The organism is Sphingobium sp. FG58, from assembly GCF_057809055.1.
Genome location: NZ_JBMDJF010000007.1, coordinates 49,687 through 73,273, shown reverse-complemented (window position 1 = coordinate 73,273; position 23,587 = coordinate 49,687). Strand labels below are relative to the sequence as shown.

The following is a 23,587-nucleotide window of genomic DNA, read 5'->3' as shown; positions in this document are numbered from 1 at the left end:
AGCGATGCGACCCTAAAATTGCCGGTTACGCCGTCTCCCTCCAGTCGTCAGGCCGACAGAAAGCCCGACTGCTGGAGCCGATCGACCGAATCGCGCGCCACCGGCACGCGCAGGCCGTTCGCCAGCCGGATTTCCCGGTTGCGCCCGCTGCCAAGCGTTTCTGCCACGGCATCGCGCGCCACCCACCAGCTGCGATGGGTTTGCTCGCCCGGCGTCGCGTCCATTTCCGCAATGGCATCACGCAGCCGGATCAGCAGCAATTCGCTCTGCCCCCGGCCGTGGACGCGGACATAATGATCCTCGCTTTCCAGCGCGGCAATATCGCCGGTAAAGCGCTGGCTGAGACGGGCGTAGAGGCGTGGACGGCTGGCAGCCGGGACGCCGCCCTGCGGAGGCGTCGCGGCCGGGATGATGCGCCGGGACATGGTGCCATCGTAAAAGCGCAGCAGATGCGCGTCCGCCCGATCGGCCCAGGCGGCGACGACCATGATCAGCGCCGCGCACAGGGCGGTGAAGGGCAGCAGGCCGCTAAAGCCGCCCAGTTGGCGCACTTCCTCCATCCCCGCCCATTCCCACAAAAGCGCCATGGGAATGCTCGACAGCATCAATCCGCAAAAGACGATGGTGCCATGCGGCAGCGCGGTCGCACGGGCCAGCCAGCTCCAGAAGATCATCGTCGGCCGCACGACGATATAGGCCCCCAACAGCAACAGACCCCAGCGCCCGGTGCGATGGACGAAGTCGCCGGCCAGATAGGTGCCGAACGGTCCCAGAAAGCCTGCGATCGCCGCGAGCGGCAGCATCGCCCATAGTTCCAATATCGTCCGCCGCAGCCGTTTCACGGATCGTCCCCTCCCGTTCGCGAAGCGCGAACCGCCACTGTCGCGCTTTTCTGCGGATTTTGAAAGGGAATCGCTGCGTGACGCAATCGGGCTTGCGCGCAAATCGCCGGGGCGCAGGAGCCGTCGGGCAACAGGGTGTCGCCGGATGGTCCGGTTACCCACATTATCAGAAGGATGGTTTCATGACCCAGTATCTCAAGCCCGCCAATATGCTGATCGCTCTTGGCGTCGCCTTCCTTGGCCAGGTCGCGATGTTCGCGCTGGTTCTCAACTGATGCTAAAGGGCAGATAAGGGGCGGGTGTCATCCGGCGCACGCCCCTCATCTCATTTCGGCTCGTGATTGGCCGCGACCGCCTTGGCCACCGCCTGCATCAGCGCCCAGCGTTCGGGGATGCCGACAGTAGTGCTGCCGATCATTACCGCCACCGCGTAACTGGTGCCATCGGGCGCGGTCATGATGCCGATATCGTTAAAGCCAGTGGAGCGCGGCGGCAGATCCTGCCCGGTCCCGGTCTTGTGCAGATAGGACCAGCCCGGCGGCACCCCGCCCTTGATCCGTTGCGGCCCGGTCTTGGCTTCCGACATGATCGACAGCAACAGGCGGGACGAGGCGGATGACAGCATTTCGCCCTGTTTCAGTTTGGCCAGCGCCTGGACGATCGAGGCGGGGGCTGCGCCGTCGGGCGGGCTGGCGAGATAATTGTCCAGCGCCTTCACCCGCGCCGCCATCGGCAGTTTGGCGCGGGCGGCGTAGAAGTTGCGCCCGATCGCATAATCCTGCCGCCAGTCGAGACCCGCCGTCGCCGATTGCAGCAGCCGTTCGCCCGGTCCGAAGCGAATGTCCCGGATCATCCGCCGCGCCAGAAAGCCGCGCACCGCATCCGGCCCGCCAACCGCGCGCAGCAGCGTGTCGTTGGCGGTATTGTCGCTCTGGGTCATCGCCCGGCGCATCAGGTCGGAATAGCTGGTGGTCCAGCCGCTGGTCCCCACCATCGCGGCGGTCGGCTGGTGGAACAGGGTCAGGTCGTTGCGGGTGATGGTGGTCGTGTCGGTCAGGCGCAGCTTGCCCCGGTCGACCGCGTCGAGGAAGGTCATCGCGACCCAGAGTTTCGACACGCTTTGTTGCGGGAACAAAGCGTTGCCGTTCCAGGCCACCGTCCAGTCTGCGCCGACCCGCCGCACCGCAATGCCGACCTTGCCCCGGAAATTCTGGCCCAGATTGCGCACGACGCTGACCAGCGCCGGAGAGGGCGTTTCGGTCTGGTCAATCTCGCGATAGGGCAGCGGCGGATTGGCGACCTCTCGGATCGGCCATGTGTTCGTTGTTGGCTGCACCCGCTGCGGCGCGGCAGCGGCGGCTTGCGCCGGGCGCGGTTCTGGGGCGCTGACACAGGCGGACAGTGCCACCATCAACAGGACCAGGCGCGCGGAACCGCCCCGGTTATCATTCGATCTCATTCCATTCCCCGCACTCTGCAAGCGCCATTTAGGGGCAGCCACCCGATAAGCGGGCAAGGCTGATGCGACGAATGATTCCACAAATGCGATGTAAGGAGGCTGAACGGGGAACCGGATAGAGCAACGTCCGCTCAGTTGCGGTTAAGCGGCGGAGCAGCAATAGAGCGGCATGATGGATCAAGGCATGGACAGGCGCGCGCTGCTGGGCGGGGCGCTGGCAGCGGGCGGGTTGATGTGGTGCGGAACGGCGCAGGCCGCGCCCTTTGCCTCGCGCCGGATCGCCGTGACTGTGCGGGGTTCGGGGCGTGATGTGTTGCTGATTCCGGGGCTTGCCAGCGGTCCGGGCATCTGGAACGGCGTGCTGAGCGCGGTGCCGGGCTATCGCTTCCATCTGGTGCAGGTCCGCGGCTTTGCCGGATTGGCGGCGGAGGGGAATGCCAGCGGCCCGCTGGTCCAGCCGCTGGCTGAAGAGATCGCTCGCTACATCACAGCGTCGGGCCTGAAGCGCCCGGCGATCGTCGGCCATTCGATGGGTGGCACGCTGGCGATGATGCTGGGGCTGAAGGGCGTAGCGGGCCGGGTGATGGTGGTCGATATGCTGCCGGCCGGGGCAGCGATGGTCGGCGGCACGGCCAGTGGCCTTGGCTTTCTGGCCGATCAGCTGGGTGGCTATCTGACCGGGACGGTAGCGGGACGGCGCTATCTGGCGCAGATGGTCGGGCAGGCGCCCGGAGCGAAGGGCAGCGATCCTGATGTCATCGCCAGCGCCTTGCGCGATCTGGCCAATATCGACCTTGGCCCGCAACTGGCGCGGCTGAACGTCCCGCTGGAGGTGGTTTATGCGGTCGGGGCGGATCGGGAGCAGGCCGCTATCATCGCCAGCCGGTTCCGCACCGCCTATGCCCCCAAGAAAGATACGGTGCTGCGGGCGATTGGTCCCAGCGGCCATATGGTCATGGCTGATCAGCCCGCGCGCTTTTATGCGGCGCTCGGCACTTTCCTCAAGGATATTTGACGCGCGTCAAAGCGCGCTGAGGCGGGCCAGGCTAGAGCGGAGAAACCGGACGCGCTTTGAGCGCCTCCCTCCTCCACCTTCAGGCGCGGCGCCGACCCCCGGCGACCGCGCCGTTTTTTATGGTGCCAGCACCGTATCCACCGCAGCCTCCAGCGTTTCGGGATAGTCGAGCGTATAGTGCAGCCCCCGGCTTTCCTTGCGATGGAGGGCCGACCGGACGATCAGCCGGGCGACTTCCAGCAGGTTGCGCAGCTCGATCAGGTCTGGGGTGACGCGGAAATTGCCGTAATAATCATCGACCTCTTGCGCCAGCAGGGCCACGCGATGCTGGGCGCGTTCCAGCCGCTTGGTGGTGCGGACGATGCCGACATAATCCCACATGAAGCGGCGGATTTCCTTCCAGTTGTGCTGGACGATGACTTCTTCGTCGCTGTTGGTGACGCGGCTTTCGTCCCATGGCCGGATCGGCGGCGGGGCGGGCAGTTCGTCCCAATGGGCGCGGATGTGGCTGGCCGCCGCTTCGCCGAAAACGAAACATTCGAGCAGCGAGTTGGATGCGAGCCGGTTAGCGCCGTGGAGGCCGCTTTCGCTCACTTCGCCCGCCGCATAAAGGCCCGGCAGGTCGGTGCGACCGTCAAGGTCGATCACCACCCCGCCGCAGGTATAATGCTGCGCCGGGACGACCGGGATCGGTTCCTTCGTAATGTCGATGTCCAAGTCCAGCAGCCGCGCATAGATGGTCGGAAAGTGATGCTTCACAAATTCCGGCGGCTTGTGGCTGATGTCGAGATGGACATAATCAAGCCCCAGCCGCTTGATTTCATGGTCAATGGCGCGCGCCACCACGTCGCGCGGAGCCAGTTCCTCACGCGGGTCGAAGCGGGGCATGAACCGCTCGCCACCGCCCGGCACGCCGGGAGGGAGTTTCAGGTGGCCGCCCTCGCCGCGCACCGCTTCGGTGATCAGGAAATTCTTGACCTCCAGATTATAGAGGCAGGTCGGGTGAAACTGGTTCATTTCCATGTTCGACACGCGGCACCCCGCGCGCCAGGCCATGGCGATGCCGTCCCCGGTCGCGCCGCGCGGGGCGGTGGAGAAAAGATAGGTCCGCCCCGCGCCACCGGTGCAGAGGATCGTCGCCTTGCCGAGCAGCGCATCGACATGCTTGGTCTTTTTGTTGAAGGCATAGACGCCCCAGACATGGCCATCGCCCGAATAGCGCTCGCCATGGCGGGAGGTGATGAGGTCGATGGCGATCAGATCCTCGACCAGGGTGATGTTGGGATTGGCGCGGGCAGCCTTCAGCAGCGCGACCTGCACGGCATGGCCGGTGGCGTCATCGACATGGACGATGCGGCGATGGCTATGCCCGCCCTCCCGCGTCAGGTGCCAGCGGTCACCAAAATCCTCGCCCGCGTTGAAGGGGACGCCGAGTTTGGCGAGGCGCTCGATTGCGGCGGGGGCTTCGGACACGACAAATTCGACCGTGGCGCGATCGTTCAGGCCCGCGCCCGCGACCATCGTATCTTCGACATGCGCCTCGAAACTGTCACCGGCATCGAGTACGGCGGCAATGCCGCCCTGCGCCCAGTTGGTGGACCCGCCATCCAGCGCGCCCTTGGCCAGCACCAGCACCTTGCGATCCTGCGCGAGGTTGATGGCCGCGGTCAGGCCCGCTGCGCCTGACCCGATGATGATGACGTCGTGGGTGGTGGTGGGCATCGTCGTCCTAAATACTCTTTTTCCGTTCGCCCTGAGCAAAGTCGAAGGGCCGGGCCGAACGGAGTGAGGTTTTGCCTTCGCTACGCTCAGGAGAGGGCTTCGACAAGCTCAGCCCGAACGGAGACTGGAACAGCCCACCCTCACTCCGCCGCCGCCGTCAGATTGAGGAACACATCCTCAAGGTCCGGGTCGCGCGTGATCACGTCCACGATCGCCAGGCCGCTGGCCTGCACGGCGCTCAGCACCTGGCCAGCATTGGCGCGGTCCTTGAGATAGGTTATGGTGAGCGTGCGGTCGCCCGATAGTTCGACTTTTTCGAAACAGGGGGCGTCAGGCGCGGTCACGATGTCGCGGTCCACCGTCACCTGCACCACTTTTTCCAGCGCCATGTCGACCAGTTCGCGGGTCGGCTTGTCGGCGATCAGGCGGCCATGGTTGATGATGCCGATGCGGTCGCACAATTCCTCGGCTTCTTCGAGATAATGCGTCGTCAGCACGATGGTGACGCCCAGCGCGTTCAATTCACGCACATAGGCCCAGAGCTGCTGGCGCAATTGCACATCGACGCCTGCGGTCGGTTCGTCCAGCACCAGGATCGGCGGGCTATGCACCATTGCCTTGGCCACCAGCAGCCGGCGCTTCATGCCGCCCGACAGCGTGCGGGCATAGGCGTGGGCCTTGTCCTCCAGATGGACGGCGCGCAGCAATTCCATCGACCGGCGCTTGTGCTTGGGCACGCCATAATAGCCGGCCTGATTTTCCAGCGTCTCAAAAGGGGTAAAAAAGGGGTCGAACACGATTTCCTGCGGCACGATGCCGATCGAGTTTTTCGCATTGCGCGGATTGACGTCCGTGTCGAAGCCCCAGATGCGGGCCGTGCCCGACGTCTTGTTGACCATGCCCGCGAGGATATTGATCGTGGTGGATTTGCCCGCGCCATTGGGACCGAGCAGCCCATAAATCTGGCCGCGCGGGATCGACAGGTTGATCCCGTCGAGCGCGCGCTTGCCGCCCTTATAGACTTTGGTGAGGTTGGTGATCTCGATGGCGGGGGCGGGCGTGTCGGTCATGGCTCCACTCTATGGGGATCGCAGGCGGGGAAGGGAAGGGGGCGAAACGTTGATGCCGTGAGGCTTCGACACCCTCCCCCAGCTCCGACTAGGCAGCAAGCTGCCAAGTCTGCGCAACCCTCTCCCTCAAGGGAGAGGGATAAGTCGTTAAAACTCGTCGGCAATATCCATCAGGCCCAGCAGCTTGCGTGGGGCGACCTGCCGCCAGCTGTCGTGCAGCCGTTGCGCGATATGGTCCCAGTCGGTGTCGCCAAGGTCCAGGCGGATGCCGACCCAGTCATTGCCGAAATAGGCGGGGCGGTAATAGCGGTCGGGGTCGGCTTCGATCAGGCTGGCCTGTTCTTCGGGCGCAGTGGTTTTGACCAACACCGCGATGATGCCGTCGCCATGATGGTCGTGAGTGAAGTAGGCGAACTTCTTGCCCTTGACGATGCCGAAGCACGGCATGCCGTGCGAGACGATTTCGTCCGCTTGCGGCAGGGCCAGCGCGCTTTCGCGGACCTTGTTCAGCAGCCAGTCGGGCTGGCGTTCGCGGGTGACGAAATCGGCGAGGGTACGGGAATAAAGCTGATGCTCGGCGATCAGGATGCGGGCGGCGAGGCTGTCCGCGCTGTCGCCCGGCAGGATCGCGACCGGCGTCTGGCCCAGCACCGGGCCGTCGTCCAGTTCTGCCGTTACGATATGGACCGAGCAACCGGCATGGCTGTCGCCTGCGTCGATGGCGCGCTGGTGGGTGTCCAGCCCCTTATATTTGGGCAGCAGGCTGGGGTGGATGTTGAGCATCCGGCCTTCCCAGCCGGACACGAATTCGGGCGACAGGAGCCGCATATAGCCCGCCAGCGCGACATATTGCGCGCCCGCCGTGCGCATCTGCGCGTCGATGATCTGGTCGAATGCGGCGCGCTTATGGCCTTTATGGCTTTGGCCGAAGGTCGCGATGCCCTCGGCAGCGGCCAACGTCAGGCCGGCAGCATCGGGATCGTTGGCGGCGACCAGTACGATCTCATAGGGGCAGTCGTTCGCCTTCGCTGCGTAGAGCAGGGCCGCCATGTTGGAGCCGCGACCGGAGATCAGGACACCGACTTTTGCCTTTTGCATATCCGACATGCCCTCCCCTATCCCCTCCCGCAGGCGGGAGGGGGATTTGGTTGTTTACCCCAGATGCGTGGCGCGCCAGTCGGCCTTGGCGCTCCATGTCTCGGTGGAGCCGCGCACGGTGCAGCCCTTTTCGCCCGCCTGGACTTCGCCGATGCGGTGGACGGTTTCGCCCGCGGCTTCCAGCGCGGTGGTGACGCCAGCGACATGGCCTTCATCAACGCTAAGCACCATGCCGATGCCGCAGTTGAAGGTGCGCGCCATTTCGCCCGGTTCGATATGGCCTTGCGCCTGGAGGAAAGCCATCAGGCGTGGCTGATCCCACGCATCGGCATCGACCATCGCATGGCAGCCGTCGGGCAGGACGCGGGGGATATTTTCCAGCAGGCCGCCGCCGGTAATGTGCGCCAGCGCATTGACCATCCCTGCGCGCACCAGCGGCAGCAGGCTTTTTACATAGATTTTCGTGGGCGCCATCAGCGCGTCGATCAGCAGCACATCCTGATCGAAGATGGCGGGGCGGTCGAGCTTCCAGCCCTTGTCGGCGGCGAGGCGGCGGACCAGTGAAAAGCCGTTGGAGTGGACCCCGGACGAAGCGAGGCCCAGCAGCACGTCGCCGACCTTCACGCGATTGCCGGTCAGCGCCTTGTGCCGTTCGACCGCGCCGACGCAGAAGCCCGCCAGATCATAGTCGCCCGGCCCGTACATGCCCGGCATTTCAGCAGTTTCCCCACCGATCAGCGCGCAACCGGCGATGCGGCAGCCTTCCGCGATCCCGGCGATGACGCGCTCGGCGACGCCGCTCTCCAGCTTGCCGGTGGCATAATAGTCGAGGAAGAAGAGCGGTTCGGCCCCCTGCACGATCAGGTCGTTGGCGCACATGGCGACCAGGTCGATGCCCACGCCATCGTGGCGATCATGGTCGATCGCCAGCTTCAATTTGGTGCCGACGCCGTCATTGGCCGCGACCAGCAATGGATCGTCATAGCCAGCGGCCTTGAGGTCGAAAAAGCCGCCAAAGCCGCCCAGTTCAGCGTCGGCACCGGGGCGACGGGTCGCCTTGGCAAGCGGCGCGATGGCGCGGACAAGGGCGTTGCCAGCGGCGATGTCAACGCCAGCCTTGGCGTAGCTGTAGGATTCGTTCTCACTCATGGGGGAGCGCCCTAGAGCAAAGGTGCGCAAAACGGAACCTTCGACTTCGCTCAGGGCGAACGGAGTGTGTCCGTGATGCGTTGGCGCTTGGCATCCTGGGCAAATCTCGCCAAAAGGGCGCGCGTGAGCCTGAGCCAGACCCTTAACCGCCTGCCGTTCCAGTCCGGCGCCATCCTGCGCGCCGTGTCGCGCCCGGTCCAGATCCTTCTCGCCATCGCGATCGGCCTGGTTGCCGCCGCGCTGTTTGCGCAGATGGAGGGGGAGCGGGGCGTGCCGCCGATCGCCAGTGGCGGGGATTTCGAGGTGCGCGGGGTCAAGGTCGACGTCGTGGCCAAGGATGCCGACAGCGCGCGCTATGCCGGGTGGCGGATGGCGCAGCGGCAGGCGTGGCGGATGCTGTGGACGCGCACTCATGGCGGCGGCGGCGCGCCTGCCCTGTCCGATTCGCAGATCGAGGCGATGGTGTCGGGCATCGAGATTGATTTTGAGCAGGCGGGGCCGACCCGTTATGTCGCGACATTGGGCATATTGTTCGACCGGGCGCGCACCGGGCAGTTGCTGGGCGTGTCGGGCAATGTCATGCGATCGCCGCCCTTGCTGGTGATCCCGGTGTTGTGGGATGGCGGATCGGCCGTATCCTATGAACGCACCAATGAATGGCAGAAGGCCTGGGCGCGATACCGCACCGGGGACAGCGCGATCGACTATGTGCGCGTCGCAGGATCGGTGGCTGACCCCATATTGCTGAACGCCGGACAGACCGGGCGGCGCGGGCGCTTGTGGTGGCGGGTGTTGCTCGACCAATATGGCGCAGCGGACGTGGTGATCCCGATCGCGCGGCTGGACCGGGCCTATCCCGGCGGGCCGGTGACCGGCACCTTCACCGCGCGCTATGGCCCGGACAACAGCCTGATCGGCAGCGTGACGCTGCGCGCGTCGAACGCCAGCGGCATCGCGCAGATGCTGGACGAGGGGGCGCGGCGGATCGATGAGCTGTATATTCGCGCGCTCAATGACGGCCGCCTGCGGCCCGACCCGTCGCTGATCATCGAGGAGCCGGTCGATCCCGATGCGCTGGCGATCGAGAATGCAGCCGATGCGGTGGTAGAGACGGTCGATCTGCCGACGGCGACGGCCACCACCGGCACCACCAGCTTTGCGATCCAGTTCGATACGCCCGATGTCGGATCGATCGGGGCCGGCGAATCGGCGGTGCGGGCGATCCCCGGCGTGCGGTCGGCTTCGACCAGCAGCCTGGCGCTGGGCGGCACGTCGGTGATGCAGGTCAGCTTTGACGGCACGGTCGATATGCTGCGCAACGGGCTACAGGCGCGCGGCTATAGTGTCGCCGTGTCGGGCACGACCCTGCGCATCACGCGCAGGCAGGCACCGCAGCCCACGCCCCCATCGCAGCAATGAGCCAGATCAGCCTGCCTTTCGAGTGGCATGGCGCGGCCAGTAGCGGGGATTTTCTGGTCAGCGACGCCAATGCCCAGGCCGTTGCCCATCTGGAACGCTGGCGCGACTGGCCACTGTCGGTGAGCGTGCTGACCGGACCACCGCTGTCGGGCCGATCGACGCTGGCCCGCCATTTCGCGCAGATGAGCGGCGGGAGTGTGATCGACGATGCCCAAGGGCAGGACGAACATGGCCTGTTCCATGCCTGGAACGAGGCGCAGACCAGTCATCGACCCCTGCTGATGATCGGCCATGCGCCGCCCGCCAGCTGGACCGTGGCGCTGCCTGACCTGCGATCGCGGCTGGCCGCCGTGCCGCATGTCACCATCGCAGAGCCGGACGAGGCGCTGGCGCGCGCGCTGATCGAACGCCAGCTGGGCGCGGCGGGGGCACGCTTTGCCGCCGATTTGCCTGACTGGCTTCTCCGCCGGATCGAGCGCAGCTATGGCGCAATCGCGGCGGTGACGCACTTGCTCGACCGGGCGGCGCTGTCATCTGGCCGTAAGATTTCCGTCGCAATGGCAAAAGACTGCCTGCAAGGCGCTGGCTTTCTGCCTATAATAGCGTCCAACCCTTCCCTCGATCCGTGCGAGTGACCCCAGTGGCCGAAGCCGATCCCGCGACCAGCCTGACCCTGCCCATGGGGCGTTATTTCAACCGCGAGCTGTCCTGGCTGGCGTTCAACCAGCGCGTGCTGGAAGAGGCGATGAACCGCGCTCACCCCTTGCTGGAGCGGCTGCGTTTCCTGTCGATTTCGGGGGCCAATCTGGACGAATTCTTCTCCGTCCGGGTGGCGGGCCTCAAAGGCCAGCAGTTGCAGGATGTCGACATGTGTTCTGCCGACGGGCTGACCGCCGGGCAGCAATTGACCGCCATCGCGGCGGAAACCGACCGGCTGATGCTGGCGCAGCAGAAGGTGTGGGGCATCGTCCATGGCGAGCTGGCGCAGGTGGGGATCGAGGTGGTCGGCCCGTCCAGCCCGATCGACCCGCTGAGCGAAGCCTGGCTGCGCGACCATTTCCTCAATCAGATTTTCCCGATCCTGACGCCCCAGGCGCTCGATCCCGCGCATCCCTTCCCCTTCATCCCCAATGAAGGCCTGTCGATCGTGTTCGACCTGCAACGCCTGTCGGACAAGCAGCCGATCCGCGAGTTGGTGATGATCCCCGCCTCGCTGGCCCGCTTTGTCCGTATTCCCGGCGAACCGGCGCGCTATATGGCGCTGGAGGCGGTGATCCGGCGTTTTTCGGGCGATCTCTTCCCCGGTTACAAGGTGCGCGAAAGCGGCGTGTTCCGCATCATCCGCGACAGCGATATCGAGATTGAGGAAGAGGCCGAGGATCTGGTCCGCCACTATCGCAGCGCGATCAAGCGCCGCCGCCGGGGCCGCGTCATCCGCATGGAGATAGAGGAGCGCATCCCCGAACCGGTCGAGGAGATGTTGCAGGACATGCTCCAGGGCCATGAAGCGGTGGTGGTCGAGGTGGAGGGGTTCATCGGCATCGGCGACCTGTCCGGCATCGTGGACGAGGACCGCCCTGACCTGAAGTTCGAGCCTTATGTCCCGCGCTTTCCCGAACGGATCCGCGAATATGGCGGCGATTGTTTCGCCGCGATCCGGGCCAAGGATATTGTCGTCCATCACCCCTATGAGGCGTTCGACGTCGTCGTCGCCTTCCTGAAGCAGGCGGCGGTCGATCCCGATGTCGTGGCGATCAAGCAGACGCTCTATCGCGCGGGCAAGCAGTCGGCGATCATCCGTGCGCTGATCGACGCGGCGGAGGCTGGCAAGTCGGTGACCGCCGTGGTCGAGCTGAAGGCGCGGTTTGACGAAGAACAGAATCTGATGTGGGCCGACGCGCTGGAACGCGCAGGCGTGCAGGTCGTCTATGGCTTCATCGACTGGAAAACCCACGCGAAGGTGTCGATGGTTATCCGGCGCGAGGGCGACCAGTTCCGCAGCTACTGCCATTTTGGCACCGGCAATTATCACCCGGTCACCGCCCGCATTTATACGGACCTCAGCTTCTTCACTGCGGACCCGGCCTATAGCCGCGATGCGGCGGCGCTGTTCAATTACATTACCGGCTATGTGGAGCCGCAGGGGCTGGAAAAGCTTGTCATGTCGCCGCGCAGCCTGCGCGATCATCTGTGCGCCATGGTGGACAAGGAAATCGACCATGTCCGCGCCGGTCGCCCCGGCACCATCTGGGCCAAGATGAACAGCCTGGTCGATCCGGCGCTGATCGAAAAACTCTATGCCGCCAGCAATGCCGGGGTGCAGATCGACCTGATCGTGCGGGGTATCTGCTGCCTGCGGCCGGGCGTACCGGGCATGTCGGAAAATATCCGGGTCAAGTCCGTCGTAGGCCGCTTTCTGGAACATAGCCGCATCACCGTGTTCGGCAATGGCAAGGCGCTGCCCAATAATGGCGCGAAAGTCTATATCAGCTCGGCCGACTGGATGCCGCGCAACTTCGACCGGCGGGTCGAATTTCTGGCGCCGATCGAGAATCCGACCGTGCATGACCAGATATTGGACCAGGTGATGGTCGCCAATCTGATCGATAGCGAACAAAGCTGGACGCTGGACAGTACGGGCCATTACACCAGGCTCGATCCGGGCGACAAGCCGTTCAACCTGCACCGTTATTTCATGACCAACCCGTCGCTGTCGGGGCGCGGCGCGGCGCTGGACAATGAAGCGGTGCCGACATTGCGCCTGCGCGGGCGGACCTGACCCCCATGAATTCGATGCTTAGCCGGGTCCGCGATGTTGCGCATAATATGGCGACATCGCCCCAGCCGACGACCGGTCGCACCGCGATCATCGACATCGGTTCCAACAGCGTGCGTCTGGTGGTTTATGACGGGCCGCGCCGCATCCCCTTCATCCTGTTCAATGAAAAGGTGATGGCCGGGCTGGGCGCGGCGCTGGCGCGGACCGGGCGGATCGAGCCGGAGGCGATGGAGCGGGGACTGCGCGCCGCCGAGCGCTTTGCCCATTTGTGCCGGCAGATGAAGGTTGCCGACATACGCTGCGTCGCGACGGCTGCGGTGCGGGAGGCGACCAACGGACCGGAATTCATTGCCCGTGCCGCCGCCATGGGGCTGACCGTGGAATTGCTGTCGGGTCGGCAGGAAGCGGTGGGCGCGGCGATGGGCGTGCTGTCGGGCATCCCCCATGCCGACGGCATTGTCGGCGATCTGGGCGGTGGCAGCCTGGAACTGGCGCGGATCAGGGACGGGCAGGTGCATGACACCATATCCCTGCCGCTGGGCGTGCTGCGCCTGCCACAGATTCGCGCGAAGGGGCCAAGGCTGCTGGAGCGGCAGGTGACCAAGATGCTGGTCAAGGCAGGCTGGCGGCAGGAGCCTGACCTGCCCTTCTACATGGTCGGCGGGTCGTGGCGGGCGCTGGCGCGGTTCGACATGCAGCTGACCCAGTTTCCGCTGCCGGTGGTGCATCAATATGACATGCCTGCCACCCGCGCCGAACAGCTGATCCGCATCGTGTCCCATGTCGATCGGGCGCGGCTGAAAGATATTCCGGGCATGAGCGGATCGCGCGTGCCGACGCTGACCGATGCGGCGGCCTTGCTGTCGGTGGTGGTGCGCCAGTTGCGGTCGAGTCGCCTGGTCGTGTCGGCCTATGGCCTGCGCGAAGGATTGCTGTTCGAAGGATTGCCGCCGGAAATTCGCGCCCATGATCCGCTGCTGGTCGCGGCCGAGGCGGAGGGGGAGGCGCAGTCGCGTTTTCGCGGCCATGGCGACCGGATCGAGCGCTGGATCGCGCCTTTGTTCGCCGATGATGCTGCCGCCGCCCGCCGCATCCGCCGCGCCGCCTGCCTGCTGGCCGATGTCGGCTGGCGCGCCAATCCCGATTTCCGGGCCGAACGCGGGATGGAAATTGCGCTGCACAGCAATTGGGTGGGCATCACCGCGGCCGAGCGGGCGATGCTGGGGCAGGCGCTGTTCAGCCATTTTGGCGGCGGCACGGCGATTGCGCCGGGGCTGGAGCGGCTCGCCAGTCCTGAGGCGCTGCGCCGGGCGATGCTCTGGGGGCTGGCGATCCGGCTCGCCCAGCGCCTGTCGGGCGGGGTCGAGCGGCCGCTGACCCATACGCGGCTGGCGTTGCGAGACGGGCTGCTCCTGCTGGAACTCGACAGCGACGATGTGGCGCTGGGCGGCGAAGTGGTCGAACGGCGGCTGCGGCATCTGGCGCAGACGCTGGGGGTGAAATATCGGCTGGTGCGGGGTGAGGAGTAGGGGCTTCAAAGGTTCGTCATGCCAGCGGATGCTGGCATCTCTATTGGTTCAGGCGCTGTCAGAAGAAGGGAGATCCCGGCTTTCGCCGGGATGACGGACCAAGCAAGAAGCTCGCACCGCCCACCTTCCCCTGCCGCGTAATCTTGGCTAAGTCCTGGCGATGACATCTTCTCCCGCGCCGCTCAGCCGCTCGCTTTTTGGCTTTTCGATCTTTTATGGTGGCATGGTCTGCATCGCAGGCGTGCTGGGCAACAAGCAGGTGACGCTGGGACCGGTGTCGGCCATCGGGCCTGCACTCGGCCTTGGTCCGTTGGCGGTGGAGGCGGGCATTTTCGCCTTCCTGCTGCTGGTGACGATTTCCAGCGCGGTGGCCGAACTCCATGGCCGCGCGGTCGCCAATCGGCTGGTGCAGATCGGTTTGCTGCCGCTCATTGCCTCGATCCTGTTGTCCATTCTGGTCCTCTCGGTCCCGGCGGCAGGCGACATGGACCCCAAGAAGGCCGAAGCCTTCGCCATGATGATGGGCGGCACGCCGCGCATCTGGGCGGGCGGGATCATTGCCTATGGCGTGTCGCAGACGCTGAACGTGACACTGTTTGCGATGCTGAGGGGTCGCGAGGGCGCGCGCCTGCTATGGCTGCGTGCGGCGGTCGCGAGCATTCTATCGCAGATCGTCGATACCTTGCTGTTCGTGACGATCGCTTTTTATGGGAAGTTCCCGATCGGCGAATTGCTGCTGGGGCAGATGCTGGCCAAGGTCGTGCTGTCCGCGCTGCTGGTGCCGCCGGTCATCTACCTGCTGGTCGGGCTGGGACGGTGGCTGGACAGGCAGTCCTGAGCGGCCGGATCGGCTAGTCCGACAGTGAGCCAGACATATGCAGAGGATTCCAAAATATTGATTAGTTAGCAAACTAATTGATTTCGTCAGAGCGGCGCGGTTGCGTGTTTGAGGATATGGTGGGGTTGGCCGGGGCGGCGGAGCTGTTCGCGTGGGCCGGGGCGCGTCTATTCTTGCTCCAGGGCTGCTTTGCCCCTATGCGCCCGCGCATGACCAGTTCGCATGATCCCGTCCCGGCGCTGCTCGCCAAGGCTGAAACCCTCGTCGAGGCGCTGCCCTATATGCAGCGCTATGCGGGCAAGACGTTCGTGGTGAAATATGGCGGCCATGCGATGGGCGACCCGGAAGCGGCGCGCGATTTTGCCGAGGATGTCGTGCTGATGAAGGCGGTCGGCATCAATGTCGTCGTCGTCCATGGCGGCGGGCCGCAGATCGGCGCGATGCTGAAGAAGCTGGGCGTCGAGTCGGAATTTATCGGTGGGCTGCGCGTCACCGACGCTGAAACCGCCAAGATCGCCGAAATGGTGCTGGCCGGTTCCATCAACAAGGAAATCGTCGGCTGGATCGCCGGGGCTGGCGGCCGGGCGGTGGGCATTTCGGGCAAGGATGGCAACCTCATCATCTGCGAAAAGGTGCTGGGCAAGCGCGAGGCGGACCCCAATTCGGGGATCGAGCGCAATGTCGATCTGGGCTTTGTCGGCGATCCGGTGAAGGTCGACCGGCGCATCCTCGACACGCTGACGCAGGACGGCATCATTCCCGTGATCGCGCCGGTGGGCATCGGCGCGGACGGCCATACCTACAACGTCAATGCCGACACGATGGCAGGCGCGATCGCCGCGGAACTGGGTGCGTCGCGCTTCTTCCTGCTGACCGATGTGGCGGGCGTTCTGGACAAGAACAAGAATCTGCTGACCGATCTTGATCCCGCCGCGATCGAGGTGCTGCAACAGGATGGCACGATCAGCGGCGGCATGATCCCGAAGCTGGAAACCTGCGTGAAGGCGGTCGAGGGCGGGGTGGACGCCGCCGTTATCCTCGACGGGCGGGTGCCGCACGCGATGCTGCTGGAAATCTTCACCAAGCGCGGTGCGGGCACGTTGATTCGCAAATAGAGCATATATGGCCCGCAAACATTCCAAACATGGTCGCCATGATGACGTGCATCCGGACGAGGAAGAGGCTCCGGCGGTGATTCCGCCTTGCTGGCTGTGCGGCCGACCCACGGGCGAGACGATCATCTGGCATCATCCTGTGCCAAAGAGCCGGGGCGGGCGCGATGTCGTGCCGATGCATCCCATCTGCCAGCAGATGCTGATCAAGAATTTCACCAATTCCGAATTGCAGCGCCACGGGATGGACGTGGACGGGTTGCTGGCCGACCCGGCCGTGCGCAAATTTGTCGACTGGGTCGCGAACAAGGCGCCCGATTTCACCGCGACCATGACCAAGAAGCAGCGCTGAGCGTTCGTCTAGTCCGCCCCTGACGCTGACGGCGTCATGTTACATGTCACAACGATCCCCCATTTGGAGAGCCGATCCATGTCGCTGACCCATCTTCTCGTCCCGACTTTCGTGCAGATGCTCAAGGGTTTGTCCGCCTGGCTGGCGAAGGCGCAGGTTGCTGTGGGCGATGACGCCGATGCGCTGCTGTCTGCGCGGTTGGCACCCGATATGTTTCCCTTGTCGACGCAGATCCGCTTTGCCTGCGTGCAGGCGCAGGAAGCGGTCTATCGGCTAAAGGGTGAGGATTTTCCGGCCTCGCTTGGCGAACTGCTCGACGAAGGGCGCAATGGGGCGGTGCATCCCGGTTCGATCGCGGATGCCAAGCTACGGATCGCGCAAACCGCGGCGTTGCTGGAAGCGCTTGCCCCCGATGCGCTGGATGCTGCTGCTGGCACGATGATCGCCCATGCGCTGCCCAACGGGATGATTTTGGACCTGACCGCGGAGCAATATGCGCGGGACTGGAGCCTGTCCCAATTTTATTTTCACCTGATGACCGCCTATGCGATCCTGCGGGCCAATGGGGTGGAATTAGGCAAGGCGGACTATGTCGCGCATATGTTCCCCTATATCCGGCCGGGGACGATGCCGACGGGCTGATCGGGAATCACGGGGGCAAGCAGCCATTGCATGGCTTCCGGCTCCGTATCGAAGCAGGCCAGTTCGTCGCGATTGAGGATGCGTCGCGCCTGCATCCAGGCCAGGGAACTGCCGGTGACCATGGCAAGCTTGCGGCTTCTGATGTCGCCTTCGCCCAGCACCTGCTGGAAGGCGGCGACGGCTTCCTGCGATTGCAGGCTGCAACCGGAAATGTCGCATAGCGTGATATGCTGGTTGCGCGCGCAGCCAAGCCGGGCGATGACCGGATAACGCGCCGCGCCGAACGCCCGGATCGTTTCGGTGTCGAAAAAGCCCGTCAGGGTCATGCGGATCAGGTCATGGGCCGGTTCGGCCTCGATCGTGTAGCTGCCTCTCATCCAGACGCTATGCAGGAAAAAGCTTTCCGAAAGCTTGCGGCGATGCTTGTCCCCCGGCCATCGGACGGGGTAGAGAGAGGCAACGTTTTTCGGAGACCTCATGGCCTACGCGCTTTATCAGATCATCGTCATCCTGCTCGACGTGCTGTGGTGGATCATCATCATCCAGGCGGTGATGAGCTGGCTGATTGCCTTCAACATCGTCAATATGGGCAGCGATTTCGTTCGCACCGTCATGACCGCGCTCGACCGGATGACCGCGCCCATCTATAATCCCATTCGCAAGATCATGCCCGATCTGGGCGCGCTGGACCTGACGCCGATGGTCGTGCTGCTGGCGATCCTCATCATCCGTCAGGCGGTATTGCCCCCGTTATTCGGGCTGGTGTGACCGCCTGGGTTCAGGCGGGCGACGACCTGATCCTGGCCGTCCGGCTGACGCCAGGTGCGGCCAAGGAGATGGTCGGCGGCGTCTGGACCGATGAGAAGGGCGCGCAATGGCTGTCCGCGCGGGTGCGGGCCGTGCCGGAAAAAGGGCGGGCCAATGATGCGCTTGTCGCCCTGCTCGGCAAATGTCTTGGATTGCCCAAGGGGGCGATTTCGCTGGAATCAGGCGACAGCAACCGGCTAAAGCGGCTGCGGATCCGGGGCGGCGCACAGCCGCGCCTGATCGCTATCGTAGAACAACAGGCATCGAACAACAGGTTGACGTGACATGACCATCGGCAAGATCATCGACGGCAAGGCTTTTGCAGCAGGACTGCGCGACAAGGTGGCAGGCGGCGTTGCCGCTTTCGCCGCGCAGGCGGGACGCAAGCCGGGGCTGGCGGTGGTGCTGGTGGGCGAGGACCCGGCGAGCGCGGTCTATGTCCGCAACAAGGGCAAGATGACGGTCGCGACCGGCATGGAAAGCTATGAGTTCAAGCGCCCGGCCAGCATCGGCGCGGACGATCTGCTCGACCTGATCGAGGAGTTGAACCATGACGAGCGGGTCGATGGCATATTGGTCCAGCTGCCGCTGCCCGCCCATATCGACGAAAGCGCGGTTCTGGCCGCGATCGACCCGGCCAAGGATGTCGATGGCTTCCATGTCGTCAATGCGGGCAAGCTGGCGACGGGGCAGGAGGCGCTGGTCCCCTGCACGCCGCTGGGCTGCATCATGTTGCTGAAGGATGAGCTGGGCGACCTCAGTGGTCTGGAGGCCGTGGTGGTGGGTCGGTCCAACATCGTGGGCAAGCCGATGGCGCAGCTGCTGCTGGCCGAAAGCTGCACCGTGACGATCGCGCATAGCCGCACCCGCGACATTGCCAGCATCGTCCATCGCGCGGACATCGTCGTTGCCGCCGTAGGGCGCGCCGAGATGGTCAAGGGCGAATGGATCAAGCCGGGCGCGACGGTGATCGACGTCGGCATCAACCGGGTGGCCGATACCGAAGATGGCAAGAGCCGGATCGTCGGTGACGTCGCGACGGCGGAGGCGCTGGCCCATGTCCGCGCGATCACCCCGGTGCCGGGCGGGGTCGGGCCGATGACGATCGCGGTGCTGCTGCGCAACACACTGGTCGCGGCCCATGCCCGCGCGGGGCTGGCCAAGCCCGACGGGCTGTGAGGATGCGGCTGGCGCTGCTGGCTGTGGCTGCGGCGGCATTGGTCGCCGCAAAACCGCCGCTGCGTTTCCAGCCTGATCCCAGCTCCGTCATCGCCGCCGAAATCGCGTTCAGCCGGTTGGCGCAGGAAAAGGGGCAATGGACCGCCTTTCGCGCCACCGCCGCTGACGATGCGGTGATGTTCGTGCCGCAGCAGGTGTTGGCCAAGGACTGGCTGAAAGGGCGGGCTGATCCCCCAGCGCCGGTCAAATGGTCGCCGTCGATCGTCTATGTCTCGTGCGATGGCAATCTGGCGGCCAGCACCGGCAACTGGACGCGGCCGGACGGGGCGGTGGGCTATTTCACCACGATCTGGCGGCGCGACAAGAAGGGCGCGTGGAAGTGGATCGCCGACCATGGCGATACGCTGGCCAAGGCGCGCGAGGTGCCGGAATTTCTGAGCGGGAAGGTGGCGACCTGCAAGCGGCCTGCGCGCCCCGATGGTCCGCCGCCGAGCAAGGACGCACCGCCGCCTCCGCCTGACGACAGCCTGCTCTGGTCGGCGCAGGTTGCGACCGATGGCAGCCGCCGGGTGACCGTGCAGATGTGGAATGGCAGCGGCTATGATAATGTGATCGACGACAGGGTAGGGGCGGCTTCATGATCGAATTGTTCATTTCCGCCTTCGTCACGCTGTTCGTGGTGATCGACCCGCCCGGCTGCGCGCCCATCTATGCCAGCCTGACCGGCGGGGCGAGCCCGGCGCAGCGCAAGGCGATGGCGATCCGCGCGGTCGGGATTGCCGCCGCGATCCTGCTGGTGTTCGCCCTGTGGGGCAAGCAGCTGCTGGGCGTGCTGGGGATCGCGCTGGACAGTTTCCGCATTGCGGGCGGCATCATGCTGTTCATGATCGCGATGGACATGGTGTTTGAAAAGCGCACCCAGCGGCGCGAGGACCGGGCGCAGAAGATCAGCGCCGAGGACCCGCATGTCGAGGATGTGTCGGTTTTCCCGATGGCGATGCCGATGATCGCCGGGCCGGGATCGATCGCCACCGTCATGCTGCTGATGTCGCGCGCAGACGGCATGGGCGAACGGATGGTGGTGCTGGGCGCTGTCGTCGTGACGCTGCTGCTGATGCTGGGGTCGTTGCTGGCGGCAGGGCCGCTGATGGCGCTGCTCGGCCACAAGATCGAGGCGGTGATCACTCGGCTGCTGGGCGTGCTGCTCGCTGCGCTGGCGGCGCAGTTCGTGATCGACGGGTTGAAGGCGAGTTTTTAATCCTCCCCGGCACGGGGAGGGGGACTGTTTGCGAAGCAAATGGTGGAGGGGGCGTGCCACCGGGCGCGCCCCCTCCGTCAGGCTTCGCATGTTCAACAGAGGCACGTTACTCTGTTGAACTCCCCGTGCCGGGGAGGATATATCAGCCCCGCACGTCGGCTTCGGTGACTGGCGAGATTTTGATTTCGACGCGGCGGTTGGCGGCCTTGCCTTCTTCGGTGGCGTTCGACGCGATCGGCTGGGTTTCGCCATAGCCGCGGGTGCCGATGCGGGCGGACTGGACGCCGCGACCGATCAGATAATCGGCGACCGATCGGGCGCGCCGTTCCGACAGGGTCTGGTTATAGGCGTCCGCGCCGTCGCTGTCGGTGTGGCCCAGCACGTCGATATAGGTCTTGGGATATTGCGCCAGCACGCTGGCGACATCGTTCAGTGTCGGCTGGAACTGGGGCTGCACATCGGCGCGATCATAACCAAAGGTGATGCCGGACGGCATCCGCAGCAGCAGATTGTCGCCATCGCGGATCACGTCCACGCCGGTGCCGGCGGTTTCTTCGCGCAGCTTGCGTTCCTGGGCGTCCATATAGGCGCCGATGCCCGCGCCCGCGACTGCGCCGATGCCTGCGCCCAGGATCTTTTCGGTCCGGTCGTTGCGGCCGCCCACCAGATCGCCGAGCAGGTAGCCGCCCAACGCGCCGCCGATGCCGCCGATCGCGGCTTTGGAAATGGAGCGCTGACCCGTGGTCGGATCAGTGGTGCAGGCGGTGGTGGCCAGCATGGCGGCCAGACCTGCGGCGCCGATGATGCGGTGAGAAATATTCATGATCCTGTTCCCTTGTCTTTATCGAAATCTGTCTTTTTGCGTCCGGGAGGGACGAATAGCCCCAAAATGGTCGAACAAGACCGTTTGTTCCACAAGCGAACTGAACTGGTGATGATGGGGATGTTGTGAAATTGAAAGAATAGCGGCTATAGGAGGTCGCTGACCGCCATGGCCACGATCCCCCTTCCCAATCCGACGCCCTTTCCCTGGGCCGATCTTTTCATCATCCTTGCGCTGGTGGCGCTGAACGGCGTCTTTGCGATGTCGGAACTCGCCATCGTGTCGGCGCGCAAGCCGCGCTTGCAGGGGCTGGAGAAGGCGGGGCGCAAGGGAGCGACGACGGCGCTCAAGCTGGCGAGCGATCCGGGTAAATTTCTGTCGACCGTGCAGATCGGCATCACCCTCATTGGCATCATCGCGGGCGCCTATTCGGGCGCGAGCCTGGGCGGGCCGGTGGGCGAGCGGCTTTATGCGCTGGGCCAGAGCGTGGGGTTGGGCCTGTCGGTCAATGCGTCGGAAAATCTGGGCTTTGCGCTGGTCATCGGCTTTACCACCTATGCGTCGCTGATCATCGGCGAACTGGTGCCAAAGCAGTTCGCGTTGCGCGCGCCAGAACCGATCGCGGTGATCATGGCCGGGCCGATGCTGTGGCTGTCCAAGGCGACTGCGCCGATCGTGTGGGTGCTGGACGGGTCGAGCGCGCTGATCTTCAAGCTGCTGCGGATGAACCGCGAATCGGAACATCATGTGACGGCGGAGGAGCTGCACCTGATCGTCGCCGAAGCCAGCAAGTCGGGCGTGATCGAGGAAAGCGAACGGGCGATCATTTCGGGCGTCGTGCGGCTGGCCGACCGACCGGTGCGCGAGGTGATGACGCAGCGGATGGACGTCGACTGGATCGACATCGGCGCGGACGATGCGACGATTCGCGCGCGGCTGCTGGAAACGCCCCATACCCGCCTGCCGGTGGGGCGCGGGTCGGTGGAGGATATTATCGGCATCGTCCAGGCACGCGATATCATGAGCGCGCTGTTCCGGGGCGAGACGCTGAATGTCGGTGCGCTGATGCGCAAGGCGGAGGTGGTGCCTGACCAGGTCGATGCGATGGACGCGCTGGAAGTGCTGCGTCGGTCCGACGTGCCGATGGTGATGGTCCATGACGAATATGGCCATTTTGAAGGGATCGTGACCCCGGCCGACCTGCTGTCAGCGATTGCGGGCCATTTCGCGTCGGACCGCGACGCCTATGACGAGCCGGACATGGTCGAGCGCGAGGATGGCAGCCTGCTGGTGTCGGGGCAGATGCCGATCGACCAGCTGGCCGATCGGATCGGCATCGACCTGTCGGAGGACCGCGATTATGCGACCGTGGCAGGCCATGCGCTGTGGCTGCTCAAGCGCCTGCCCGAAGTCGGCGATTATGTGGACGATCAGGGCTTCCGTTTCGAGATTGTCGATATGGACGGGCGCAAGATCGATAAAGTGTTGGTCGCGGAACGCTGACCGGCGCGGGTCAGTCCGGCCTTTTCACCCAGAATTGCCTTGCGTGGTCGCTGTCGGCGGTGGCGTGGACAAAGGCGCCTGCCACCAGCGTATGCCAGGCTGTCAGATAATCCCGCTCATAAGTGCGGTCGGGAAGGCCTGAAAGACCGCGATGCGCAGGTCCGCCAACGAATCGGGCGCGGCAACCAGTGCCGCGCCCGTCAATTCGCATATCTCGACCGGCGTACCGATCGGGCTTTACTCGGCTGCGTTGGCCGCGTTCGCTGCCGGGGCTTCCGCTGCATTGGCGGCGTTGCCCGCTTCGGCTGCGTTCGCACCTTCGGCAGCCGGGGCTGCGTCGGCGGCGGGCAGCGGCAGGTTGGAACCCTGCGTGTTCATCCAGGCGATCAGGTTGGCGCGATCGACCGGATTGCCAAGGCCCGCAAAGGTCATCTTGGTGCCGGGCGCAAATTCACGCGGGCTTTTCAGCCAATGATCGAGATTTTCGAAAGTCCAGCTGCCACCCTTGCCGGACAGCGCGGCGGAGAAGGCGAAACCGCCCTTGCCCTTGCCGATTTCCTCGCCGACCGTCGCATAGAGGTTGGGACCAATGCCATTGGCACCGCCCGACGTGATGGTGTGGCAGGCGGCGCATTTGGCAAACACCTTCTCACCCGCTGCCACGTCCGCGCTGGCGAGCAGGGTGTTGAGGCCGGGACCGGCAGCAGCGCCTTCGCCCTCGGCTTCGACGCCTTCGATCGCATAGCCCATGGTTTCGGGCCGTTCGTCATGGAAGAATTTGGAACTGACGATCGCGCCGCCGAGCGCAATAATGCCCGCGAACAGCGCCCAGCCCGCTACGGTATTGAAACGATCGCCCATTTCGCTCGATTTCCCTTGCATTTCTGTTCGGGCGGCTGTCTTGGCGCCCCCTCTTGGCCGTTGCCATAATGGCGGACACGCGAACGTGCAACCCGGCTTGACGCCACAAATGCGCGACCCGGCCAGCTTG

The 23,587-nt window shown here is 64.8% G+C and carries 24 protein-coding genes; 15 read left to right on the top strand and 9 right to left on the bottom strand.

Going from position 1 to position 23,587, the window contains the following annotated elements:
• Window positions 1-47: 47 nt before the first annotated feature.
• Window positions 48-842 carry a LytTR family DNA-binding domain-containing protein gene (locus ACODR8_RS10705; RefSeq protein ID WP_489007222.1) on the bottom strand — a complete coding sequence of 265 codons (795 nt, stop codon included), beginning with the start codon at window positions 840-842 and terminating at the stop codon, window positions 48-50.
• 325 nt (window positions 843-1,167) lie between these two features.
• A complete protein-coding gene (locus ACODR8_RS10700; RefSeq protein ID WP_489007221.1) occupies window positions 1,168-2,301 on the bottom strand; it encodes a serine hydrolase in 1,134 nt (377 codons plus the stop codon).
• Window positions 2,302-2,470: 169 nt separating this feature from the next.
• On the opposite strand from ACODR8_RS10700, the gene ACODR8_RS10695 reads away from it, so the two are divergent.
• Complete coding sequence (locus ACODR8_RS10695) at window positions 2,471-3,316, top strand: alpha/beta fold hydrolase (protein WP_489007220.1); 846 nt, start codon at window positions 2,471-2,473, stop codon at window positions 3,314-3,316.
• Window positions 3,317-3,433: 117 nt separating this feature from the next.
• Here ACODR8_RS10695 and nadB read toward each other — a convergent pair whose 3' ends face one another.
• The 4 genes from nadB to purM form a co-directional block, all read right to left on the bottom strand.
• A complete protein-coding gene (nadB, locus tag ACODR8_RS10690) occupies window positions 3,434-5,038 on the bottom strand; it encodes an L-aspartate oxidase (RefSeq protein WP_489007219.1) in 1,605 nt (534 codons plus the stop codon).
• A 140-nt stretch (window positions 5,039-5,178) separates the two neighbouring features.
• On the bottom strand, window positions 5,179-6,108 hold the full coding sequence (locus ACODR8_RS10685; protein WP_489007218.1) for an ABC transporter ATP-binding protein: 930 nt from the start codon (window positions 6,106-6,108) through the stop codon (window positions 5,179-5,181).
• A gap of 147 nt (window positions 6,109-6,255) precedes the next feature.
• A complete protein-coding gene (gene purN / locus ACODR8_RS10680) occupies window positions 6,256-7,206 on the bottom strand; it encodes a phosphoribosylglycinamide formyltransferase (protein WP_489007338.1) in 951 nt (316 codons plus the stop codon).
• A 54-nt stretch (window positions 7,207-7,260) separates the two neighbouring features.
• Window positions 7,261-8,355, bottom strand: coding sequence for a phosphoribosylformylglycinamidine cyclo-ligase (gene purM, locus ACODR8_RS10675; protein WP_489007217.1), 1,095 nt, complete (start codon window positions 8,353-8,355; stop codon window positions 7,261-7,263).
• A gap of 123 nt (window positions 8,356-8,478) precedes the next feature.
• Between purM and ACODR8_RS10670 the strand changes: the two genes are divergently transcribed.
• The 8 genes from ACODR8_RS10670 to ACODR8_RS10635 all read left to right on the top strand — a co-directional run bounded on the left by ACODR8_RS10670 (window position 8,479) and on the right by ACODR8_RS10635 (window position 17,026).
• Complete coding sequence (locus ACODR8_RS10670; RefSeq protein WP_489007216.1) at window positions 8,479-9,774, top strand: heavy-metal-associated domain-containing protein; 1,296 nt, start codon at window positions 8,479-8,481, stop codon at window positions 9,772-9,774.
• A complete protein-coding gene (locus ACODR8_RS10665; RefSeq protein ID WP_489007215.1) occupies window positions 9,771-10,409 on the top strand; it encodes a P-loop NTPase family protein in 639 nt (212 codons plus the stop codon). Before ACODR8_RS10670 ends, ACODR8_RS10665 begins: the two co-directional genes overlap by 4 nt.
• A gap of 5 nt (window positions 10,410-10,414) precedes the next feature.
• Window positions 10,415-12,553: an RNA degradosome polyphosphate kinase gene (locus ACODR8_RS10660; RefSeq protein ID WP_294133313.1), complete on the top strand. Its 2,139-nt coding sequence runs from the start codon at window positions 10,415-10,417 to the stop codon at window positions 12,551-12,553.
• Between the two features lie 5 nt (window positions 12,554-12,558).
• The gene (locus ACODR8_RS10655; RefSeq protein ID WP_489007214.1) at window positions 12,559-14,082 is read left to right on the top strand and encodes a Ppx/GppA phosphatase family protein; all 1,524 of its coding nucleotides are present in this window, start codon (window positions 12,559-12,561) and stop codon (window positions 14,080-14,082) included.
• A gap of 160 nt (window positions 14,083-14,242) precedes the next feature.
• Complete coding sequence (locus ACODR8_RS10650) at window positions 14,243-14,920, top strand: queuosine precursor transporter (protein WP_489007213.1); 678 nt, start codon at window positions 14,243-14,245, stop codon at window positions 14,918-14,920.
• Between the two features lie 197 nt (window positions 14,921-15,117).
• The gene (gene argB, locus ACODR8_RS10645) at window positions 15,118-16,035 is read left to right on the top strand and encodes an acetylglutamate kinase (RefSeq protein ID WP_489007337.1); all 918 of its coding nucleotides are present in this window, start codon (window positions 15,118-15,120) and stop codon (window positions 16,033-16,035) included.
• Window positions 16,036-16,042: 7 nt separating this feature from the next.
• Entirely contained in the window at window positions 16,043-16,384 is a 342-nt protein-coding gene (locus ACODR8_RS10640) for a hypothetical protein (RefSeq protein ID WP_489007212.1), read from the top strand.
• 78 nt (window positions 16,385-16,462) lie between these two features.
• A complete protein-coding gene (locus tag ACODR8_RS10635) occupies window positions 16,463-17,026 on the top strand; it encodes a DUF1993 domain-containing protein (protein ID WP_489007211.1) in 564 nt (187 codons plus the stop codon).
• On the opposite strand, the gene ACODR8_RS10630 is transcribed toward ACODR8_RS10635, so the two are convergent.
• Window positions 16,993-17,403, bottom strand: a complete 411-nt coding sequence (locus ACODR8_RS10630) for a hypothetical protein (protein WP_489007210.1) — start codon at window positions 17,401-17,403, stop codon at window positions 16,993-16,995. The two genes, ACODR8_RS10635 and ACODR8_RS10630, sit on opposite strands and share 34 nt — an antisense overlap.
• A 100-nt stretch (window positions 17,404-17,503) precedes the next feature.
• On the opposite strand from ACODR8_RS10630, the gene ACODR8_RS10625 reads away from it, so the two are divergent.
• Genes ACODR8_RS10625 through ACODR8_RS10605 form a run of 5 tightly spaced genes read left to right on the top strand, consistent with a single transcriptional unit; the run spans window position 17,504 to window position 20,270 of the window.
• Complete coding sequence (locus ACODR8_RS10625; RefSeq protein ID WP_119746334.1) at window positions 17,504-17,794, top strand: YggT family protein; 291 nt, start codon at window positions 17,504-17,506, stop codon at window positions 17,792-17,794.
• Window positions 17,791-18,117 carry a DUF167 domain-containing protein gene (locus tag ACODR8_RS10620; protein WP_489007209.1) on the top strand — a complete coding sequence of 109 codons (327 nt, stop codon included), beginning with the start codon at window positions 17,791-17,793 and terminating at the stop codon, window positions 18,115-18,117. The genes ACODR8_RS10625 and ACODR8_RS10620 overlap by 4 nt, the downstream gene beginning before the upstream one ends.
• A 1-nt stretch (window position 18,118) precedes the next feature.
• Window positions 18,119-19,012: a bifunctional methylenetetrahydrofolate dehydrogenase/methenyltetrahydrofolate cyclohydrolase FolD gene (folD, locus tag ACODR8_RS10615; RefSeq protein WP_489007208.1), complete on the top strand. Its 894-nt coding sequence runs from the start codon at window positions 18,119-18,121 to the stop codon at window positions 19,010-19,012.
• Entirely contained in the window at window positions 19,009-19,653 is a 645-nt protein-coding gene (locus ACODR8_RS10610) for a YybH family protein (protein WP_489007207.1), read from the top strand. Before folD ends, ACODR8_RS10610 begins: the two co-directional genes overlap by 4 nt.
• Window positions 19,650-20,270 carry a MarC family protein gene (locus ACODR8_RS10605; protein ID WP_489007206.1) on the top strand — a complete coding sequence of 207 codons (621 nt, stop codon included), beginning with the start codon at window positions 19,650-19,652 and terminating at the stop codon, window positions 20,268-20,270. Before ACODR8_RS10610 ends, ACODR8_RS10605 begins: the two co-directional genes overlap by 4 nt.
• A gap of 142 nt (window positions 20,271-20,412) precedes the next feature.
• On the opposite strand, the gene ACODR8_RS10600 is transcribed toward ACODR8_RS10605, so the two are convergent.
• The gene (locus ACODR8_RS10600; protein WP_489007205.1) at window positions 20,413-21,093 is read right to left on the bottom strand and encodes a YiaD family glycine zipper/OmpA-like lipoprotein; all 681 of its coding nucleotides are present in this window, start codon (window positions 21,091-21,093) and stop codon (window positions 20,413-20,415) included.
• Window positions 21,094-21,261: 168 nt separating this feature from the next.
• On the opposite strand from ACODR8_RS10600, the gene ACODR8_RS10595 reads away from it, so the two are divergent.
• The gene (locus tag ACODR8_RS10595) at window positions 21,262-22,596 is read left to right on the top strand and encodes a hemolysin family protein (RefSeq protein WP_489007204.1); all 1,335 of its coding nucleotides are present in this window, start codon (window positions 21,262-21,264) and stop codon (window positions 22,594-22,596) included.
• A gap of 237 nt (window positions 22,597-22,833) precedes the next feature.
• Here ACODR8_RS10595 and ACODR8_RS10590 read toward each other — a convergent pair whose 3' ends face one another.
• Entirely contained in the window at window positions 22,834-23,457 is a 624-nt protein-coding gene (locus ACODR8_RS10590; protein WP_489007203.1) for a c-type cytochrome, read from the bottom strand.
• Window positions 23,458-23,587: the final 130 nt, after the last annotated feature.

Coding starts and splice junctions, on each gene's coding strand:
- ACODR8_RS10685 (WP_489007218.1), bottom strand. CDS start 6,108: ATGACCGACACGCCCGCCCCCGCCATCGAGATCACCAACCTCACCAAA.
- folD (WP_489007208.1), top strand. CDS start 18,119: ATGACCATCGGCAAGATCATCGACGGCAAGGCTTTTGCAGCAGGACTG.
- ACODR8_RS10630 (WP_489007210.1), bottom strand. CDS start 17,403: ATGAGAGGCAGCTACACGATCGAGGCCGAACCGGCCCATGACCTGATC.
- nadB (WP_489007219.1), bottom strand. CDS start 5,038: ATGCCCACCACCACCCACGACGTCATCATCATCGGGTCAGGCGCAGCG.
- purN (WP_489007338.1), bottom strand. CDS start 7,206: ATGCAAAAGGCAAAAGTCGGTGTCCTGATCTCCGGTCGCGGCTCCAAC.
- ACODR8_RS10600 (WP_489007205.1), bottom strand. CDS start 21,093: ATGAATATTTCTCACCGCATCATCGGCGCCGCAGGTCTGGCCGCCATG.
- ACODR8_RS10590 (WP_489007203.1), bottom strand. CDS start 23,457: ATGGGCGATCGTTTCAATACCGTAGCGGGCTGGGCGCTGTTCGCGGGC.
- purM (WP_489007217.1), bottom strand. CDS start 8,355: ATGAGTGAGAACGAATCCTACAGCTACGCCAAGGCTGGCGTTGACATC.
- ACODR8_RS10655 (WP_489007214.1), top strand. CDS start 12,559: ATGAATTCGATGCTTAGCCGGGTCCGCGATGTTGCGCATAATATGGCG.
- ACODR8_RS10640 (WP_489007212.1), top strand. CDS start 16,043: ATGGCCCGCAAACATTCCAAACATGGTCGCCATGATGACGTGCATCCG.
- ACODR8_RS10595 (WP_489007204.1), top strand. CDS start 21,262: ATGGCCACGATCCCCCTTCCCAATCCGACGCCCTTTCCCTGGGCCGAT.
- ACODR8_RS10695 (WP_489007220.1), top strand. CDS start 2,471: ATGATGGATCAAGGCATGGACAGGCGCGCGCTGCTGGGCGGGGCGCTG.
- ACODR8_RS10625 (WP_119746334.1), top strand. CDS start 17,504: ATGGCCTACGCGCTTTATCAGATCATCGTCATCCTGCTCGACGTGCTG.
- ACODR8_RS10650 (WP_489007213.1), top strand. CDS start 14,243: ATGACATCTTCTCCCGCGCCGCTCAGCCGCTCGCTTTTTGGCTTTTCG.
- ACODR8_RS10700 (WP_489007221.1), bottom strand. CDS start 2,301: ATGAGATCGAATGATAACCGGGGCGGTTCCGCGCGCCTGGTCCTGTTG.
- ACODR8_RS10635 (WP_489007211.1), top strand. CDS start 16,463: ATGTCGCTGACCCATCTTCTCGTCCCGACTTTCGTGCAGATGCTCAAG.
- ACODR8_RS10665 (WP_489007215.1), top strand. CDS start 9,771: ATGAGCCAGATCAGCCTGCCTTTCGAGTGGCATGGCGCGGCCAGTAGC.
- ACODR8_RS10605 (WP_489007206.1), top strand. CDS start 19,650: ATGATCGAATTGTTCATTTCCGCCTTCGTCACGCTGTTCGTGGTGATC.
- argB (WP_489007337.1), top strand. CDS start 15,118: ATGCGCCCGCGCATGACCAGTTCGCATGATCCCGTCCCGGCGCTGCTC.